The 17,118-nt window shown below is 62.8% G+C and carries 14 protein-coding genes and 4 pseudogenes; 7 read left to right on the forward strand and 11 right to left on the reverse strand.

Going from position 1 to position 17,118, the window contains the following annotated elements; genetic code table 11:
- Positions 1–216: 216 nt before the first annotated feature.
- Complete coding sequence (locus H7H34_RS21655; RefSeq protein WP_185926694.1) at positions 217–1,119, forward strand: patatin-like phospholipase family protein; 903 nt, start codon at positions 217–219, stop codon at positions 1,117–1,119.
- 361 nt (positions 1,120–1,480) lie between these two features.
- Here the strand turns inward: H7H34_RS21655 and H7H34_RS21660 are convergent, their stop codons facing one another.
- From H7H34_RS21660 to H7H34_RS21700, 10 genes and pseudogenes are all read right to left on the reverse strand, one after another.
- Positions 1,481–2,461 carry a DMT family transporter gene (locus H7H34_RS21660; RefSeq protein WP_185926695.1) on the reverse strand — a complete coding sequence of 327 codons (981 nt, stop codon included), beginning with the start codon at positions 2,459–2,461 and terminating at the stop codon, positions 1,481–1,483.
- 243 nt (positions 2,462–2,704) lie between these two features.
- Positions 2,705–4,063 (reverse strand): NADH-quinone oxidoreductase subunit N, encoded by a 1,359-nt coding sequence (locus H7H34_RS21665; RefSeq protein WP_185926696.1) that lies wholly within the window; start codon positions 4,061–4,063, stop codon positions 2,705–2,707.
- Entirely contained in the window at positions 4,063–5,523 is a 1,461-nt protein-coding gene (locus tag H7H34_RS21670; RefSeq protein ID WP_185926697.1) for a complex I subunit 4 family protein, read from the reverse strand. Before H7H34_RS21670 ends, H7H34_RS21665 begins: the two co-directional genes overlap by 1 nt.
- 14 nt (positions 5,524–5,537) lie before the next feature.
- A complete protein-coding gene (locus H7H34_RS21675) occupies positions 5,538–7,433 on the reverse strand; it encodes an NADH-quinone oxidoreductase subunit 5 family protein (protein WP_185926698.1) in 1,896 nt (631 codons plus the stop codon).
- Positions 7,430–7,741 (reverse strand): NADH-quinone oxidoreductase subunit NuoK, encoded by a 312-nt coding sequence (nuoK, locus tag H7H34_RS21680; RefSeq protein ID WP_057821329.1) that lies wholly within the window; start codon positions 7,739–7,741, stop codon positions 7,430–7,432. Before nuoK ends, H7H34_RS21675 begins: the two co-directional genes overlap by 4 nt.
- Positions 7,738–8,253 (reverse strand): NADH-quinone oxidoreductase subunit J family protein, encoded by a 516-nt coding sequence (locus H7H34_RS21685; protein ID WP_057821332.1) that lies wholly within the window; start codon positions 8,251–8,253, stop codon positions 7,738–7,740. Before H7H34_RS21685 ends, nuoK begins: the two co-directional genes overlap by 4 nt.
- A complete protein-coding gene (locus H7H34_RS21690; RefSeq protein ID WP_185926699.1) occupies positions 8,250–9,149 on the reverse strand; it encodes an NADH-quinone oxidoreductase subunit H in 900 nt (299 codons plus the stop codon). Before H7H34_RS21690 ends, H7H34_RS21685 begins: the two co-directional genes overlap by 4 nt.
- A complete protein-coding gene (locus H7H34_RS23575) occupies positions 9,146–10,525 on the reverse strand; it encodes a heavy metal-binding domain-containing protein (RefSeq protein WP_371811464.1) in 1,380 nt (459 codons plus the stop codon). The genes H7H34_RS21690 and H7H34_RS23575 overlap by 4 nt, the downstream gene beginning before the upstream one ends.
- A pseudogene (locus tag H7H34_RS23800) lies at positions 10,511–10,588 on the reverse strand (heavy metal-binding domain-containing protein); the annotation flags it as partial. The pseudogene H7H34_RS23800 and the gene H7H34_RS23575, both read right to left, overlap by 15 nt.
- A gap of 434 nt (positions 10,589–11,022) precedes the next feature.
- Entirely contained in the window at positions 11,023–11,385 is a 363-nt protein-coding gene (locus H7H34_RS21700) for an NADH-quinone oxidoreductase subunit A (RefSeq protein ID WP_040344971.1), read from the reverse strand.
- A 167-nt stretch (positions 11,386–11,552) separates the two neighbouring features.
- Between H7H34_RS21700 and H7H34_RS21705 the strand changes: the two are divergent.
- The 5 genes and pseudogenes from H7H34_RS21705 to H7H34_RS21720 all read left to right on the forward strand — a co-directional run.
- Positions 11,553–12,209, forward strand: a pseudogene (locus tag H7H34_RS21705) (TraB/TrbI/VirB10 family type IV secretion system protein); the annotation flags it as partial.
- Positions 12,209–12,469, forward strand: a complete 261-nt coding sequence (locus H7H34_RS21710) for a DUF2274 domain-containing protein (RefSeq protein ID WP_185926701.1) — start codon at positions 12,209–12,211, stop codon at positions 12,467–12,469. The pseudogene H7H34_RS21705 and the gene H7H34_RS21710, both read left to right, overlap by 1 nt.
- A gap of 402 nt (positions 12,470–12,871) precedes the next feature.
- On the forward strand, positions 12,872–13,741 hold the full coding sequence (locus tag H7H34_RS23580; RefSeq protein ID WP_245165604.1) for a recombinase family protein: 870 nt from the start codon (positions 12,872–12,874) through the stop codon (positions 13,739–13,741).
- 121 nt (positions 13,742–13,862) lie between these two features.
- Positions 13,863–14,501: a hypothetical protein gene (locus tag H7H34_RS23585; protein ID WP_245165606.1), complete on the forward strand. Its 639-nt coding sequence runs from the start codon at positions 13,863–13,865 to the stop codon at positions 14,499–14,501.
- Between the two features lie 281 nt (positions 14,502–14,782).
- Positions 14,783–15,367, forward strand: a pseudogene (locus H7H34_RS21720) (ATP-binding protein); the annotation flags it as partial.
- Here the strand turns inward: H7H34_RS21720 and H7H34_RS21725 are convergent.
- Entirely contained in the window at positions 15,362–16,333 is a 972-nt protein-coding gene (locus tag H7H34_RS21725; protein ID WP_185926702.1) for an IS481 family transposase, read from the reverse strand. The pseudogene H7H34_RS21720 and the gene H7H34_RS21725 sit on opposite strands and share 6 nt — an antisense overlap.
- Positions 16,334–16,426: 93 nt before the next feature.
- On the opposite strand from H7H34_RS21725, the pseudogene H7H34_RS21730 reads away from it, so the two are divergent.
- Positions 16,427–17,068, forward strand: a pseudogene (locus H7H34_RS21730) (DUF4143 domain-containing protein); the annotation flags it as partial.
- Positions 17,069–17,118: the final 50 nt, after the last annotated feature.

Genomic DNA, 17,118 nt, shown 5'->3' on the forward strand with positions numbered 1-17,118 from the left:
ATTTTGTTGCGATCGGGATCGACCGCTTGGATGTTTGAGTGATAGACGCGGCCCGGCTTCAGTCATTACACTGGCAGATGGGCGGAATTGGCCGGACGGCGGCCGCTGGGCGTTTCCATCGTCTCAGATCACGAGGTATGGGGCAAATCCGGTTGCGTAACGATGTGTCTCGTTCAGCGTCAATTCTGAAAGAGACATTGAAATGGAGACAAGACATTGACGGGGCTCGCAAAGCCGAGCGGCAAGACCCACAAATCCTTCGCCCTTGTGTTCAGTGGCGGCGCTAGGGGTCTTTCTCATGCGGGTGTGCTACGCGCGCTGATCTCCCGAGGCTTTGTGCCGAGCGCAATCGTAGGGGTATCCATGGGTGCGGTTGCGGGCGCCACCTACGCACTGAATGACAATTGGTTCGACGCACTGGTAGACGTGGATACCAGCGGGTTTCCGGCAACTCCGGACTTTCGCCTGCCCGGTCTGGCCGCAAGAATGAGGGGCCTTCGGACCGCTCTGCTTGCCGCGCAGGACATGTACTTCGGCTGGGGGGTTGGCGCGCGTACCGAGTCATGGGGCCGCAGCGTCCTGTCCGGCCTGACGCAGGGCAAAAACCTGGAGGATGGCCGCATCCCGGTGTTCGTCTGCGCAACCGACATGCTGACCGGCACACGTGTGGTCCTTGGCAAGGGGCGTGCCACGGATTACGTCTATGCCAGCGCGGCGCTTGCCGGGATATTGCCGCCCCTGGTCGATGGACCGCATGTGCTGATGGACGGGGCCTATGCCGACATAGCGCCGGTCGATGTTGCAAGGGCAACAGGTGCAGAGGTCGTGATCGCCGTGGACCCAAGCCAGCGCGAAAACGCGGTTGGCCCGAAAAACGGCATGCAGGCGATGCTGCGATCCATAGAAATCTGCCAGTATGAACATGCACGGCTTCGGTTCGATCAGGCGGATCTGGTGAACCGGCCCGCGTTTCGCCAGACCATCGGGACGCTTGAATTTTCGCTGAAACGGCACTGCATCGCCGCGGGGGCCGTAGCCATGCGCCGCGCTTATGGTGAAATGGAGGCGTTGCTTAATCCCGGAAAGGCGGAGCGGTTGGCCGGCTCAATTACAGGATAAAAAACTGGATCAGTGCTTTGAAACGAACAGTGCGACATCCCTGTTAATGACACCAGCTTCGCGGCTTGCACAGTTTTTTTGTAGTTGCGCCGTCGGTCGACGGATGTCGGTTCCGGGGCAAGGGTGCCCGATCCTGCGAAGTGGATGAATGAATTCCAACTGAAGCGCAGATTTGCGCTTGGGTGCGCTTCAGAATTTTGGATCACAATCGCTGCAGCCGTAGGTCTGCGCCACTTCGCTTTCTAGAAATATTTCGCGGTTGGAAAGTTGGATCCTACATAGAAGAAGACCAGGTCGAAAATTGGACTCATCCGAACCACTAGCGCCAGGCTTGCGAACTAACAGTTTATCATAATTCCAATCAGCATGGATATGTGCTGTATCCGCTGAATTCCTTTCCCTTTTCCTTGGCTCTCTTCTCGCCGACTTGATGCGCCCAAGCCACCATAAGGATACCGCCGAGAACGAAGGCGAAGCCCACCACGTGAATCCAGTAGAATGGATCGCCAAGCCAGATGTAGGAAACAACCAGACCGCTTGCCGGCATGACGCCCATGAAGCCGGAGGCGATGCTGGCCCGCACGCGCGCCAATCCCGCGAACCACAGCATGGTCCCGATGCCGAAAGGGCCGATACCCCACCATAAAAGCGCGATCCAGTGTTCGAGCGTCGGCCCTGAAAAGTCGAAGTTGGCCGCCTGATAAAGACCTGGAATCGCGAAAAGCAGTGTCGCAATCCACGCCGCCAACGGTATGAGCAGGACCGGCCTCACCTGTTTTGTCGCCTTCTTGGCAAAGAGCGAATAGGCCGTGGCACTGCAGACGGCACCGAAAACGAGCAGGCTGCCGAGAACCATCGTCGAAAGGCTTTGCGCCTGCAGCGACTCGCCCGAGAGATTGATGATCACAACGCCAGAGACAGACAACGCAACCGCGATCAGCTTGCGGGGGCCCAGTCGGTCGCCCAGGAAAACGGCGGCACCGACCGCAACAGCGGCAGGACTGAGGCTCATCACCATCGCGCCAATGACCCCGCTCACCATTTTCATTCCGGTCATCAGAAAGAGGCTGAAAGCGACCAGTCCGATCGACCCGATACCTGCGATGAGCAGCCAGTTGCTCTTGCTGATTTCATGGAGTTCCTTCCGATAGGCGATCAGCAGTGGAGTGGTCAGTATCGCTGCCGCCAGCAGTCGCAGAAACGGCGCCAGAAACAAGGGGAACTCGGCGGTGACGATCTTCGCAGTCGGCGTTCCACTTCCGAAGAACGCCATGCCAAGGAAGAGCGTCGCAAAAACGCCCAACCGGGTCATCCAACCGGAATCTTCAAGCAAATCTCGCATCGTTGACTCCTTTCGTCATGGGCTTCAGCAGTCCTTCCGTGGGTACTTGGCTTGCTCTTCTGCCATTCATGGCCACTGTTGTCACGGGTCGCTGGCCCGGGCCTGACATTGGTGCGGGGGCCGCGAAAGCCCAGTTTGTCTCGCACCCTTGCCCCGTTTGGGGCGAACGTGGCACTCGCGGTTGCATCCGCTGCGGTCGCTCTCAAGTCGTGACGCTCCTGGCGTCACAATCGCCCGTTTGATTCAGCCGGGAAAGACCCCCGCGAACAGCCCCATCAGCGCCGTGACCAGCGCGGTCGCCCCGAGCACGACAAGCAACGGCAGCGCGACCTCCGCCCGAACCGCTTCGCTTTCGCCCGCCTGATACATCGGCACTACGATGCGTAGATAGACCGCAAGCGCCAGCACGCTGTTGAGGATGCCGATCACCGCCAGCCAAAGGTAGCCCGCCTCGATCGCGGCTCCGAACAGCAGCACCTTGCCGACAAAGCCGAAGAGCGGCGGAATCCCGGTGAGCGACAGCAGGAACACGACCATGGCCACGCCGATCACCGGGCGCGCGCGGCCGAACCCCTTGAAATCGTCCAGATCGCGCCCCGCGACCATGATGACGGCAAAAGCCCCGAGGTTCATCGCCACATAGGCCGCGCCGAACACGATCACCGAAGGCAGCGCCAGCGCGCTGGAGCCAAGCGCCACGATCCCCAGCAGGAAATAGCCCGCCTGCGCCACCGAGGAATAGGCCAGCAGCCGCACCACATTGCTCTGCACCAGGGCCGCCAGGTAGCCGAATGTCATCGTCACCGCCGCGATCAGCGCGACGACGACGGGCCAGCCGGTAGCGACCGGCAGATCGCGCAGCACCTGCGCGAAGGCAAAAATCGCGGCCACCTTGGTGATGACCGACAGGAACGCCGCGACCGAGACCGGGGCGCCGTCATAGGCGTCGGGTGCCCAGAACTGGAACGGCACCAGCGCCGCCTTGTAGCCCAGCCCGATCAGCACCGCGACCAGCCCCGCCAGGGCAATCAGCGGCTTGCCATCGAGCGCACCAAGCTCGGAAAAAAGCGTCGACCCGGCCCCGCCGAACCAGAAGGTCAGCCCGTAGATCATCACCGATCCGGTGACGGCGCCGAAGACCAGGTATTTCATCGCCGCCTCGGTCGCGGCATCGTCGCGCGGCCAGGCCACCATCGCGAAGGATCCCAGCCCCGTCAGCACCACACCAAGGACCAGCAGCATCATGTCGCCACCGCCCGCCAGCATCAGCGCCCCCAGGGTCACAAGGCAAAGCAGCGTGTAAATGCTGCCCTCGCGGTCCTGCCCGGCAATCTCGGCCCGCGTCATCAGAAGCGCCAGCGCGGTGCCTGGCAGCAGGATCAGCTTGGCCCAGCCCGACAGCAGATCGACTCGGTAGGTGCCGCCAAAGACGCTGGTGTCGGCCTCCAGCAGCGGCCACGTCAGCGCGGTGGACAGGCCCAGCCCGATCAGCCCGAACGCCAGCGCCAGACGCGGCGCGCGCAGCATCTCGGCCACCAGCATGACCACGACCGTGGAGGCCAGCAGCAGCTCGGGAAACAGAAATGACAGGTCACGCGCCATCAGAATTGCAGCGCCCGCATCGTCGCGTCGATCATGTTAAGCAACCACGATGGCGCGACCCCGATCACGATGATGAGGACAAGCAGCGGCACGATGGCCAGCATCTCGCCCCGGTCGAGATCGGGCATCGCCGCCCATTTCTCGTTCCGCTCGCCCAGGAATACCGCCGCGATGGCGCGCAGATACAGCCCCGCCGTCACCACGATGGCGATGATCGCGACGATGGCCCAGGGCTGCGCGTTCAGCGTGGCCAGGAAAATCTGGAACTCGGCCGGGAAATGCGCCAATCCGGGCAGCCCCAACGAGGCGAAGGCCGATAGGATAAATGCCCAGCCCAGCCACGGCACCTGCCCCAGCAACCCCCCGAAATCCGCCATCTCGCGGCTATGGGCGCGCGACTGCAACATGCCGACAAGGAAGAACAGCGCCCCGGTGACGATGCCGTGGCTGACCATCTGCAAGGTGGCCCCATTGAGCGCAACCGCCCGGAGATCGGGGTCCAGCGTCAGCGCCGCCACCGCCACGCCGATCACCACATAACCCATGTGGTTGACCGAGGTGTAGGCGATCATCTTCTTCAGATCCGACTGCGCCAGCGCCACGAAAGCCCCGTAAAGGGCGCTGAACACGCCGAAGGCCAGCACCACCAGACCGGCCCGCGCAAAGGCGTCGGGCGTCATCTGCAAGGCGAAGCGCACGAGGCCATAGGTGCCGAATTTCAGCATCACGCCGGCCAGGATGACGCTGCCGACGGTCGGGGCCTGCACATGGGCCGCCGGCAGCCAGGTATGCACCGGAAAGGACGGGATCTTGACCGCGAAGGTGAACAGCATCGCGACCAGCGCCAGCATCGCGGCCAGCCCGGTCAGCGGCGGGGTCTCGATCCACAGACGCATGTCGAAACTGCCGGTGGCCAGATAGAGCCCGATGATCGCCAGCAACAGCGGCAGCGAGCCCAGAAGCGTGTAGATGAAGAACATCAACCCGGCGCGCTGGCGCTCCTCATAGCCCCAGCCGACGATCATGAAATACATGCCCACCAACGACACCTCGAAGAAGACGTAGAACAGGAGCGCATCCAGTGCCGCGAAGGTGCCGATAGAGGCGGTCTCCAGCATCAGCATCAGCGCGACAAAGACCGCCGGACGGTCGGTGATCCGCGCGGCATAGATCGCCGACAGGAAGAACAGCAGCGAGGTCAGCAGGATCAGCGGCAGGCTTAGCCCGTCGACGCCAACCCGGTAGGCCGCGCCGATGGCCGGAATCCATGCGATCTCCTCGACCTGCGCGAAACCGCCCGGCAGCGTGCCCCGCGCCCAGATGGCCAGCGTCACAAGGAAGGTCAGCCCGGTCGTGGCGATGGAAACGCCATGGGCGACGCGGGCCGATTTGTTTGGCAGCACCATCAGCAGCAATCCACCCAGGAGCGGCAGAAAGACGGAGATCGAGAGAAGCGGCATGAATTGGTCTTTCTTCAGGAGGATATCGGTAAGATCAGCAGCACCGCCGCGATAACGGCAATGCCCATGACGGTCAGGGCGAGTTCGCGGTGGATGAGCCCGCTTTGCAGCAGGCGCAGGCGGCGACCGGCGGCGATTGTCCGGTCGACAAGGCCGAAGATCAGCCCGTCGATGCCGTTTGTGTCGGTGGTCTCTGCGCGGTCGCCCAGGCGCAGGTTCAACCGGCCCAGATCGAGGGTCGCGGCGTAAAGGCCGTTCTCGGACCGCTCGACGCGGGATGCGGTGCCAAGGCTCAGGACGCGCACAAGGCCAAGCTGCGCGGCCAGCAGGTGCCGTTCAAACCGCTCGCAGGCGGCGGCGATGGCGAGTGTCGGGCGCAGCACCAGCCCGTCCATCCCGCCCGCAACGGCAAAGCCGCGCTGCGCCCAGGGCAGAACCGGCCCCATCAGGCGGGCGGGTGTCACGAACCAGCCCAGCACCAGGCCGCTCAGCGCCGCCACAAGCCCGAGGATCATGGCGGTTCCTTCCGGCGGCAGTTCGGCCTCCAGCAGGTGCTCCAGCGGCACGAAGGTGAACCCAAGCCCCGCCACCAGCGCCGTCAGCACCGCCATGCCCGCAGACATCCAGCCCATGCCCCTGCCGGAAACGGGCTGCGCCTCGCCCCACCACAGCACCCGCAGCGCCCGCGCCATATAGGCGCCGGTCAGCACCGTGCCCGCCAGCGCCAGTGGCGCGAGCCATACGACCCCGGGGGCCGCCAGCGCGGCGGCAAGGATCGCGTCCTTGGAAAAGAACCCCGCCAGCGGAGGGATCCCCGCCAGCGCCAAAGCAGCAATGCCGAAACCGGCCAGCACCAGCGGTCGTGCCCGGCCCGCGCCCGCGACCGCATCCATGTCGGTGCTGTCGCGATCATGCTGGAACACACCCGCCCCCAGAAAAAGCGTGCTCTTGATCGCCGCGTGGGCGATCAGGTGCAGCAGCGCCGCCACCGGCACCCCCGCGCCAATGGCCAGTAGCATCAGCCCGTACTGGCTGGAGGTCGAGGCCGCCAGCAGCCGTTTCAGATCCCGCTCGGCCAGCGCGATCAAACCGGCAACGACGGCGGTGACGCCGCCGACCAGTCCGATTGCCAGCAAGGCCCCGCCGGGCAGCATCGGCGCCACCCGGATCAGCAGGATCGCCCCCGCCGCCACCAGCGTCGCGGAATGCAGCAGTGCCGAAACCGGCGTCGGCCCTGCCATGGCGCGCTGCAACCAGTCCTGCAACGGCACCTGCGCCGATTTGCCCATCGCGCCCACCAGCAACAACAATCCGGCCACCAGCGCCGGTGTGCCGGTGATCGCCAATGTGGCCGAAATCTCCGAGCTGCCGGCCCAGCCGATCAGCACGAAAATCCCCAGATAAAGGCCCAGATCGGCGCTGCGGGTATACAGAAACGCCCGTGTCGCGGCACTGGGCACGCCGTCACGCCCATGCCAGAAGCCGATCAGCAGATAGCTGGAAAAGCCGATCAATTCCCACGCCGCCAGCACGGTGATCCAGTCGCCCGCCAGCACCAGCGCCTGCATCGCCGCGACGAACAGCAGCACGATGCCGAAAAAGCGCGGCCTTTCGGGGTCGCTGCGCATGTACCCGACGGCATAGACCAGCACACAGGCCGCCACCGTCGCCACCATAGCCGAAAACACCGCCGTCAGCGGCACCGCGACCAGCCGCAGGGGCTTCTGCGGCAGGCCCGGCAGGACCAGGTGCACCGCATCGCCCGCGACGGCCCCCGCAAGGGTGCCCATCGCCGCCAGAAACCCGATGCCGACGCCGACGAGCGCAATCGCTTCGGGTGCGCGCCGCAGCACGAGCTCCGCCAGGCCCGCCAGCAGCGGCGCAAGGATGATGAGCGCCAGCATCGTCATCCCTTCAACTCCCGCGCTTCTTCCATCTCGACCGATCCGCGCACCCGGAACCGCGCGATGGCGATGGCAAAGCCGACCGCCATTTCGACCGCCATCACCGCCATCACGATCAGCACGAACATCTGACCGGCCGGTTCATCGGGATGCAAATAGCGCCAGAAGGCCACCAGATTGACCAGTGCCGCGGCCAAAATCAGTTCGACCCCCATGATGATCATCACCAGATTGGTTTGACTCAGCGCGCCATAAAGTCCGATACCGAACAGCCCCGCGCCGACGCTGAGGGCGATTATGAGTTCCAGAATCATTTGCGCTGCTCCGCGTTGGGGACGATGGCCACCATCGTGGCCGCAACCATGGCGGTCAGAATGGTCAGACCCGCCGACTGGAAGATCAACATCGACCGGCCCAGCAATTCGCGCCCCAAATCGGCGGCCTGTTCATGCGCGCCCGGCACGGACAGGGCGACCGGACCCCAATCGGGCAGCCATACCAGCAGCAAGGCGGCCAGTAGCCCTATGCCCCCGGCCCAGAGCGACAAGCGTTTCTGGTGGGTCATGTCCATTTTGCCCATGCCGCCGGGATCCATCATGAACATCACCATGAAGATGGCCATCACGCTCATTTCCGTGGCCATCATCATGATCTGCAACACACCCAGAAACTCGGCCTGCATGACCAGAAACATCGCACCGATCGCGGTTTGCGAAAACAGCAGCGCCAGCGCCGAACGCACCATCGAATGGGTGCGAAAGACCACGACGCCGAACCAAACCGCCGCCGCGCCGAAGAACGCCAGAAAGATCATCTGAACCGTCATATCGGCACCACCAGCGCGATCACGCCCACGACAAAGATATTGGCCAGCGCCAGCGAGATCCCCAGCTTCCAACTCAGCGCCAGATAGCGCGCCTCGCGGATGCGCGGCATGTAGCGCCCGATGCTCAGCATGGCCGCAGCCACGGCCAGGATCTTGATCGCGCTCCAGGCCCAGGCGGGCAGCCACGGGCCCAGCCAGCCGCCCAGATAGAAGGTCACGGTCGCCCCCGCCAGCGCCAGGATAATGACCATCCGCGCCAGCCGCAGCACCGCCAGCCGCACGCCGGTATATTCCGCCTCGACCCCGCCGGCCAATTCGCCGGTCGCATCGGGCAGGTCCAGCGGCGGCAACCACGCGAGCCCCATCGCCGCCACGACGAACAGGACAAATCCGATGGGCTGGTAAAGCACGTTCCAAAGCTGCGCCTGCGAGGCGACGATCTCTACCGTCGACAGCGATTCCGCGCGCATGGCGACGGCGGTGATCGGCATCACGATCAGCATCGCATAGGCGATGAACTGGCCCAGAAACCGCCAGCCCGCGATCATGGCGTAGGCCCCGTTCGGCCCCCAACCGGCCATGATCAGCGCCACCAGCACATAGGCCAGAGCAGCGTTCAGAAACAGCGCCCCGGTCGCCAGATCGGTGATGATAAGCCCCGGCGCCAGCGGAATCACCGCCACCGCCAACAATCCCGCCACCAAAAGCAGCACCGGCCCAAGCTCAAAGAACAACCGGTCGGATTTGCGCGCCAGCAGCGATTCCCGGCCCAAGAGCGCCAGTGCGGCCCAGGCCGGACCGGTCAGGCTCATATGGCCGTGCACTGCCCATCGTTCGATGACGGCCAGCGCGTAGGCCCCCGCGAATAGCGACAAGAGAACGACAAGAATGGTCATCCGCGAATCTCCCACGGCGACAGGTCAAGCGAGACGACAGCGGTCAAGGCATCGCCCAGTTCCTGCTGCGCCGTCAGCGTTTCGACCAGGGCAAGGTTCACGGTGGAGGGTGTGTCGAGATCAGCCTGGACCACCTTGCCATCCACCAGCCTGACGCGCAGCTGCGCCGCTCCGCGCGGTGTTTCGATGCGGGCCGCGCCCTCGCCCGAAACCGTTTTCACATCCCGCACCTGCGGCATTGCAATAATCCCGGCGGCCGCGATCAGGTCGAGGCTTTGTGCGATCTCGTCACAGCGCAGCCGAAACCGGGCCAGGGCATCGCCGCCTTCCTGTAGTCGCATCTCGAAACCGAGCGCTGCCAGCGTTGGATCGTCGATGCGGGCATCCGACCCGCCGCCCCGCGCCCGGTCCACCGGGCCGCTCGCCGGGGTGTCCTTGCCGATGGGCGCGATGCCACCCAGCCGCATCCGCATCAGCGGCGCTGTCTCGACCCGGCGGATCAGCGCCCTGATCGCCCCGGCCTGCGCGGCGATCCCGTCAATGTCAGCGCCTTGAACAGCCAATTGCAACGCCCCGGCCCGCGCGGCGAGCCAGAGAAACCCCGACTGCAGGCCGAAATCGGCCAGCCAGCCCAGATGGCTGGCGATTCGCTCGCGTTCCACGGCGGCGGCGCGGCCACGGCGCGCGTCCTGGCCGGGGTCGGCGCTCGCGGCCTCCTCGATCGCCGCGCAGGCCAGCGTGCGATAGGCCACCGGGCCGAGCGGCATCATCGCGGCCAGACGCTCGACGAAATCGCCTGCCGTCATCTGCGGGCCATCCACCAGCTCCGCCCTGCACACAAGGCTTCTGGCGTCGCTGGCCGCCACTGTATCGCCGTCCAGCGTCAGGGTCAGGCGCAGCCCTGCGGGCAGGCCGGGAAAGAACGGCCCGAACGGCACCTCGATCCAGTCCATCTGCAACCCGTCGCTGCTGCGCGGCTGGCCTTCTGTCAGTTCGACCATCGACATGAAATGCGGCTCGATCCCGTCGATAGTGGCCTTGGAGTGGCCGCCATGTCCGGCATGCCCATCGTGGCCGGAATGGTCCTGCTGTTTGCCATGACCGCCGTGACCGCCATGCCCGTGACCGTGACCGGGACCGTGGCTTTCCACCTCCTCCGCCTTCACCAGGTTCATGCCGCATTTGGGGCACTTGCCCGGTGCGTCGCTGATCACCTCGGGGTGCATCGGGCAAGTGTATGCCCCCGACCCGCCCGCGTCGTGAGCGTGGCCCGCATGTGCGTGATCGCCGGGGTTTGGCCTGTCCTCCCGGGGCATGTCGTGGCCACCGTGCCCACCATGTCCATCGGACGCTGTTTCGCGCGGCACCAGCGTCATGCCACATTTGGGGCAGTCTCCGGGGGCGTCGCGGACAATCTCGGGATGCATTGGGCAGGTGTATTCCACGCGCACCTCAAGAGCGGCGGCGGTAAACTCCCCGGTGTTTGCGCGAAACGCGCCTGCCGCGACAACGCGGCGCAGATCGGCCAACCCAGAGTGCAGCCCGGCCTGTGTCAGTGGTGCCGAGACGTCCGCATCGGGCAACGGGGCGATGTCGCCCGCGCCCAGTGCAAGGATCGTGCGCGGACGCGGCATCTGTGCATAGGCCACGGCGGCCGCATCGCGCAGCCCTACGTCCAAGGGGCCCGCAATAATCAGCACGTTCGCATGGCGCGGGGTGCCCACAATCCGCAGGTGCGCATTGGCAAGGTCGATCCCCATCGACCGCGCGACAGACGGGCCGGGCAGCACAAAGGCCGTCAGATCGCGCGCCATGGCCGCCGCGACCGCCCGCCTGATCCCGTACATCGCGCCCTCTCGCGCCCCGGCTATGGTCATTGCCGCCTCAACGCGCCCTGGCTCCAGCCATAGAGCAGGCCCAGGAACAGGATTGAGAGGAAAACGCCCATGTCGAGCAATGCGATCAGCCCTTCTTCGCGGTAGACGACCGCCCACGGATACATGAACGCCATCTCCATATCAAAGGCCAGAAACAGCAGCGCATAACCGGCATAGCGCGCATGATAGCGGACCCAGACCGGATCGCGCGACAAGGTACCGGCCGTGGCGGGCACGCCCTTGCCCGGTTCCGAGCGCGTGCGCCCGATGGCCCGGGCGAGCCCGTAGAGGCTGAGCACGAAACCGAACACACCGACACTCAGCCCGAAAAGGATCGCGTATTGGGAAAGCTCGCTCATCCGTGTTACCTCCTTCGTGTGCTCGACTCTCTAAAGTGTTAAGGGTTTAAGCAGAAAGGCACAATCAAACCAACGCCAGCGGCCATGCTGCCGTTATGCTAAGACGCTGCGCGCAACGGATTATTACAGCTCTCCGAAAATTCCGGGCTTGGGACTTCAAGAACACAGGTCTCCAAACGGATCAAGATCGGCAACTCGCCTTTCTCAATGCCCCCGTCGACCCTCGCATCGTTACCCCTGATCGTGTCACACCACCCGCCTCGCCCTACGTCCTGCAGGCCGGGTCTGTCATTACGGCAGCACTCATCACTGGCATTCGCTCGGACCTGCCGGGGCTCATCACTGCCCAGGTCACACAGAATGTCTATGACAGCCCTTCCGGGCGATTTCTTCTCCTGCCGCAGGGGAGCCGACTGATCGGTGAATACGATAACGGCGTCGGCTTTGGTCAGCGCCGTATCTTACTAGTCTGGAACCGGATCATTCTGCCAGACGGTCATTCCATTGTCTTGGAGCGCCTGCCCGGGGCCGACAATGCTGGCTATGCCGGCCTCGAGGATGACGTCGATCATCATTGGGGAGACCTTTTGCGAGCCGCCGGACTCGCCACCCTACTCAACATCGGTACGGAACTCAGCGCAGACGAAGACGATCCGGTCGCCCGCGCGATACGTGACGGCGTTCAAGACACCATCGGCAATGCCGGCCAAGGGATCGTCAGCCGCCAGCTGGATGTGCCGCCGACGCTCACCATCCGGCCAGGATTCCCCGTTCGGGTGATCGTCACGCGCGATCTGATCCTTGAACCGCAAGGAGATCACTGATGACCAAATTGAAACTGGGAGCTTTGTCAGACGACAAACCCGTGAGGCTGACAATTGAAATGCCCGCTGCGATCCACCGGGACCTTGTCGTATATGCAGAGGTGCTGGAACGAGAAACCGGCCAAACCGTCAAGGACCCCGCAAAATTGATTTCGCCGATGGTCGAACGCTTCATGGCAACGGATCGCGGCTTTGCGAAACTCCGTCGTAAAACGCAGGAATCGGCTGCCCAACAGCCGTCAGGGACGCGTCCCAAATGACAGTTAAGGTATGGGCAATTGGTTTGTGATGGTTCGTTCAGTTGGCAAACGACACTGGAGCGGTAGGGCAGGCGGCAGGATGCACCGAAATGAGCAAGTATTTGCACTACGTCATGTTGCGCTTTTTTACGCCAGCGTAACAAAATATCACCGCAAGCACTCCGTGGCACGCCACACTTCGCTCTCTGTAAAGTTGCTCCAACAGCTCGTGTCCGCGATTGTGGGAATGGAGTTATCTTCCATTTCAATCGGACAGCGTTATAATGATCAAGCCAAAGGCGCATCGAAATGACAAAGACGATCACAGTCGTCCCTTGAGCCTTACGAGTTCCGCCGGAAGCCATGACCCGCGCTTGGCTGAGTTGGTTCGCCTTCTAGCGCGTCGTGCTGCACGAGAATGGTATGACCAGCAGTCAGGAGAACGTCGGCAACCGCGCTCCTGATATTTCAGGAGATCGAATTGTGAAAGTCGCCCTTTACGCCAGATATTCAAGCGACAATCAGCGGGATGCGTCAATCGCAGACCAGTTCCGAGTTTGCCGATTGCATGCTGAGAAGCAAGGCTGGACCATCGTCGAAGAATACTCCGACCACGCCGTATCCGGTGCATCTCTTCTGCGGCCAGGCATCCAGGCCTTGATCGAAGATGCGCTGCGCGGACGTTTCACCCTAGTTTTGTCGGAGGCGATGGACCGACTGTCCCGCGACCAAGAGGATATCGCAGGCCTTCACAAGCGAATGGCGTATGCGGACGTGAAGATTGTCACGCTGTCTGAAGGAGAAATCACGCACCTCCATGTCGGCCTCAAGGGCACCATGAACGCTCTCTTTCTCAAAGACCTCGCCGACAAGACGCGCCGGGGTCTGCGCGGACGCGTGGAGATGGGGAAATCAGGAGGCGGAAATGCCTATGGATATGAAGTCGTCAAGAAGTTCTCGTCTGAAGGGAAGCCTATACGGGGTGACCGCACCATCAACGAGTACGAAGCAGGTGTGATCCGCCGGATCCTGGCGGACTACGTATCTGGGAAATCACCCAAGCGCATCGCGACCGAATTGAACAAGGACGGTATCAGAGCACCCAGCGGTGGCGATTGGGGGTTCAGCACCATCAACGGCAACGCCAAGCGTGGCACCGGCATTTTGAACAACGAGATGTACATCGGGCGGCTCATCTGGAACCGACAACGTTTCCTTAAGGATCCAGATACGGGCCGTCGGCAAGCGCGGATGAACCCCAAAGATGAGTGGATCATCCATGATCTCGGCTGATCTTGTCGGGTGTGCGACAGCCCGGAACAAGGGGACGTGCGACAATCGCAAAAACATACGCCGTGATCATCTGGAAGATCGTGTCTTGGGTGCCTTACGTCATCACCTAATGGAACCGGCCTTGTTCAAAGAATTCTGCGATGAGTTTACAGGCGAAATGAACCGCCTCCGGATTGAAGAGCGATCAACGATCGAGGCTGGGCGAACTGAGCTGGCAAAAATTGATCGAGAGTTAGACAAGATACTTCAACTCTTTCTCAACGATGCTCTGCCGGTGGAAATGGTGAAGGAAAAGAGCAAGCTGCTGGAAAGCAGGAAGCTGGAACTCGAAAATTTGCTCGCCAACGCCGATGAGCCGCCCCCGCTTCTACATCCCGAAATGGCGGGATTCTACCGCCTGCAGGTCGAGAAACTGCATTCCTCCCTGCAGGACGAAATCGAGGCCAAACGACTGGAGGCCACGGAGATTTTGCGCTCACTCGTCGATGAGATAATTTTGACGCCGACCGACGACGAAATGCTCATCGATGTGAGGGGCGATCTTGCTGGAATCCTTAGCCTTTCCCTAAAACGCAAAAAACCCACCACAAGGGCGGGTCAATCGCAATTTGAGTTGGTTGCGGGAGGGTGCAACCATCTTAACTTGCGGTCGGACGGCCGCCTCATGAGACGGGCCGATGTTGGCGAAGTTGCCAAGCAAGTAAAGATGGTTTCGGGGATCTGCGGCGATCTTCACTTGCTATTTCAGTCGGCTGCGTAGGCTCGGGCCGCACCGTTGAGTTCGGTCGCCACAAATTTTGATGCGCTGCGGATTTGGCGTTGAGAAGGAAAATCGAAGCGGCCTGAACCGGCAATTGATCGTTGATCCCGAAATTCCATTGCACACCGGCGACGCGCGCCCCCGTGGAGAGGTCGGCCGAGACTACGGGCTCAGACGTACCGCCACTTCCAGATCGCGACCCAACGCGTTCCAATCAGCTATCCGTTGACTTCCAACTAGCCGACATAGATAGTTCCAATTGCCAGCAACTCGAGGATGGAATGTTCGAGCGGTTTGTGGAGCGCCGGGCGGAAGAAGCCCTTCTAGATACACCCGTGGTCCTCATCGTGGGGCCACGCCGGGCGGGCAAAACCACGCTCGTCAGGAAGATGGGGGAGGCCGACCGCACCTATATCACGCTAGACGACCAGACCGTGCTCGAAGCTGCGCAGGCTGATCCAGCCGGGTTCATCCGGGGCCTGAATCGAGCCATCATCGATGAGATCCAGCGCGCACCTGATCTGCTCCTCGCGATCAAGAAGACGGTCGACGAGGATTATCGCCCTGGTCGATTTCTCCTCACTGGCTCGGCCAATGTGCTGACCTTGCCGCGGGTCGCCGACAGTCTTGCCGGACGGATGGAAACGCTCCGGATGCTGCCGCTGGCGAAGGCCGAGATCGACGGCAGTACTCCGACCTTCCTTGAGCGCCTCTTCGAGGGAAAGCTGCAGCAGGCCCGCAATGCGATCGTCGGTGACGAGCTCATCCATTCCACCTTGCTCGGCGGGTTTCCCGAAGCCATTGCTCGAGACAGCGAACGGCGCAGGCAGGACTGGGCGAGATCCTATCTCACGTCGGTCCTAACTGTCACATCCCGCGTGATTATACGGCTGTTTCCTGAACAGCTCTGGTCTTTCGTGGTGCCAAGCCTTGAGCGCATCGATGGGCGTTCGGCCCTTGAGGACGGACTGCGGCAGCTGGCCGTTGTAAAGGCGGACATAGCGCAGGATGGTCTGCTCCAGGTCCTCGCCGCTGCGGAAGCAGTGGCTCTGCAGGATGTCCTCGATCCGGCCGTTGAACCGCTCGACCATACCATTCGTCTGCGGTCGCATGGGCGGCGCCAGGCGGTGTTCGATGCCGAACTCGGTGCAGAGGCGGTCGAACTCGTGGTTGCCGGTGGCGGCGCGGCGGCGCAGGCCGAAGAGCCGGTCGGTGAACTCCTTGCCGTTGTCGGTGAGAATTCGGGTGATCCGCATCGGCGCGGCGCGGTCCAGGTCGCGCAGGAAACGCCGGGCGTTCGCTGCCGTCTTCGCCGGGTAGATACGCACGAAGACCCAACGGGTGGCACGGTCGATCGCCACGAAGAGATAGCGCCGCCGGTCCTCATCGGCCATCTGCGGCAGGTATTTCACGTCGATGTGGAGGTAACCGGGAACATAGGCCTTGAAGGGCTTGTGTGCGGGCCGCGGCGCGGCGGGCTTCAGTTCGCGCAGGTTGCCCGCTCCGTGCCGCCGCAGGCAGCGATCGAGACCGGAGCGCGAGACGTTCGGGTTGAGGAACTCGCGCACCACCGAGAGCAGGTCGTCGAGCGGCAGCAGCAGGGACTTGCGCAGCGCCACCGCCACGGCCTCCTGCGCCGGCGTGAGCGTGGTCTGAAGCCGATGCGGCGTGTGGCTCCGGTCATGGACGCTGTCGCGCTTGCGCCATTTCCAGACCGTCTGTTCCGAGATGCCGTAGCGTTCGGCGACCATCCAGGCAGGCTCCGGGCTCGCCTGGATCGCCGTCCGGATCTTCGGTGTCGTCGTTGCCTGCTTGTGCAGAGAGATCAGCATGCCCGCGTCCCGTCCCGAACCTCGCGCAGGATCGATCTTGCCATGAACAAGGCGGTCCGGCGAGCGTCTATGTGATCATCCGGGATGGGACACCTAACTCGCGATCTCAGGGACATCGCGGAGATCGAGAAGCTGACCGAGCTTCCAAAATTCGTGCGGCTGCTGGCCGAGCATTCTAGCCAGCTGGTTAACTATTCGCAGTTCGGGGCCAGCATCAATGTCAGCCACAAGACCGGGCAGCGCTATGTGGGACTGCTCGAACAGGTGTTTCTGATCGCGACGCTGCAGCCCTGGTTCACCAATGTGCTGAAGCGCATCGTCAAGACGCCGAAACTACATTTCCTTGATCCTGGTCTCCTGGCGAGCGCGCGCGGCCTAACCTTCGATAGGGTGAAGACAGACCGTGGCGCGTTCGGGGCGCTACTTGAGAGCTTCGTATTCTCGGAAGTGCTCAAGCTGATGACCGCGTCGGATCTGCGGTTGGCGCCATATCACTTCCGCGACCGGGACATGCGCGAAGTCGACATCGTGCTGGAGCGCGACGACGGGATGATCGCTGGCATCGAGGTCAAAGCGAGCGCTACGGTCAAGGCCGGTGATTTTTCTGGCTTGCGCGCGCTCGCCGACGCCTGTGGTGACCGCTTCGCGTTTGGCGCCGTTCTCTACGACAGCACGGACGTCGTGCCGTTCGGCGATCGCCTGGCAGCAGCGCCCATCTCCACGTTGTGGAGCTGAATGCGATGCGTCAGCCCACGAGATCGTCACACGCTCGACGCGCCATACAG

It is taken from the genome of Stappia sp. 28M-7 (assembly GCF_014252955.1).
GTDB lineage: Bacteria > Pseudomonadota > Alphaproteobacteria > Rhizobiales > Stappiaceae > Stappia.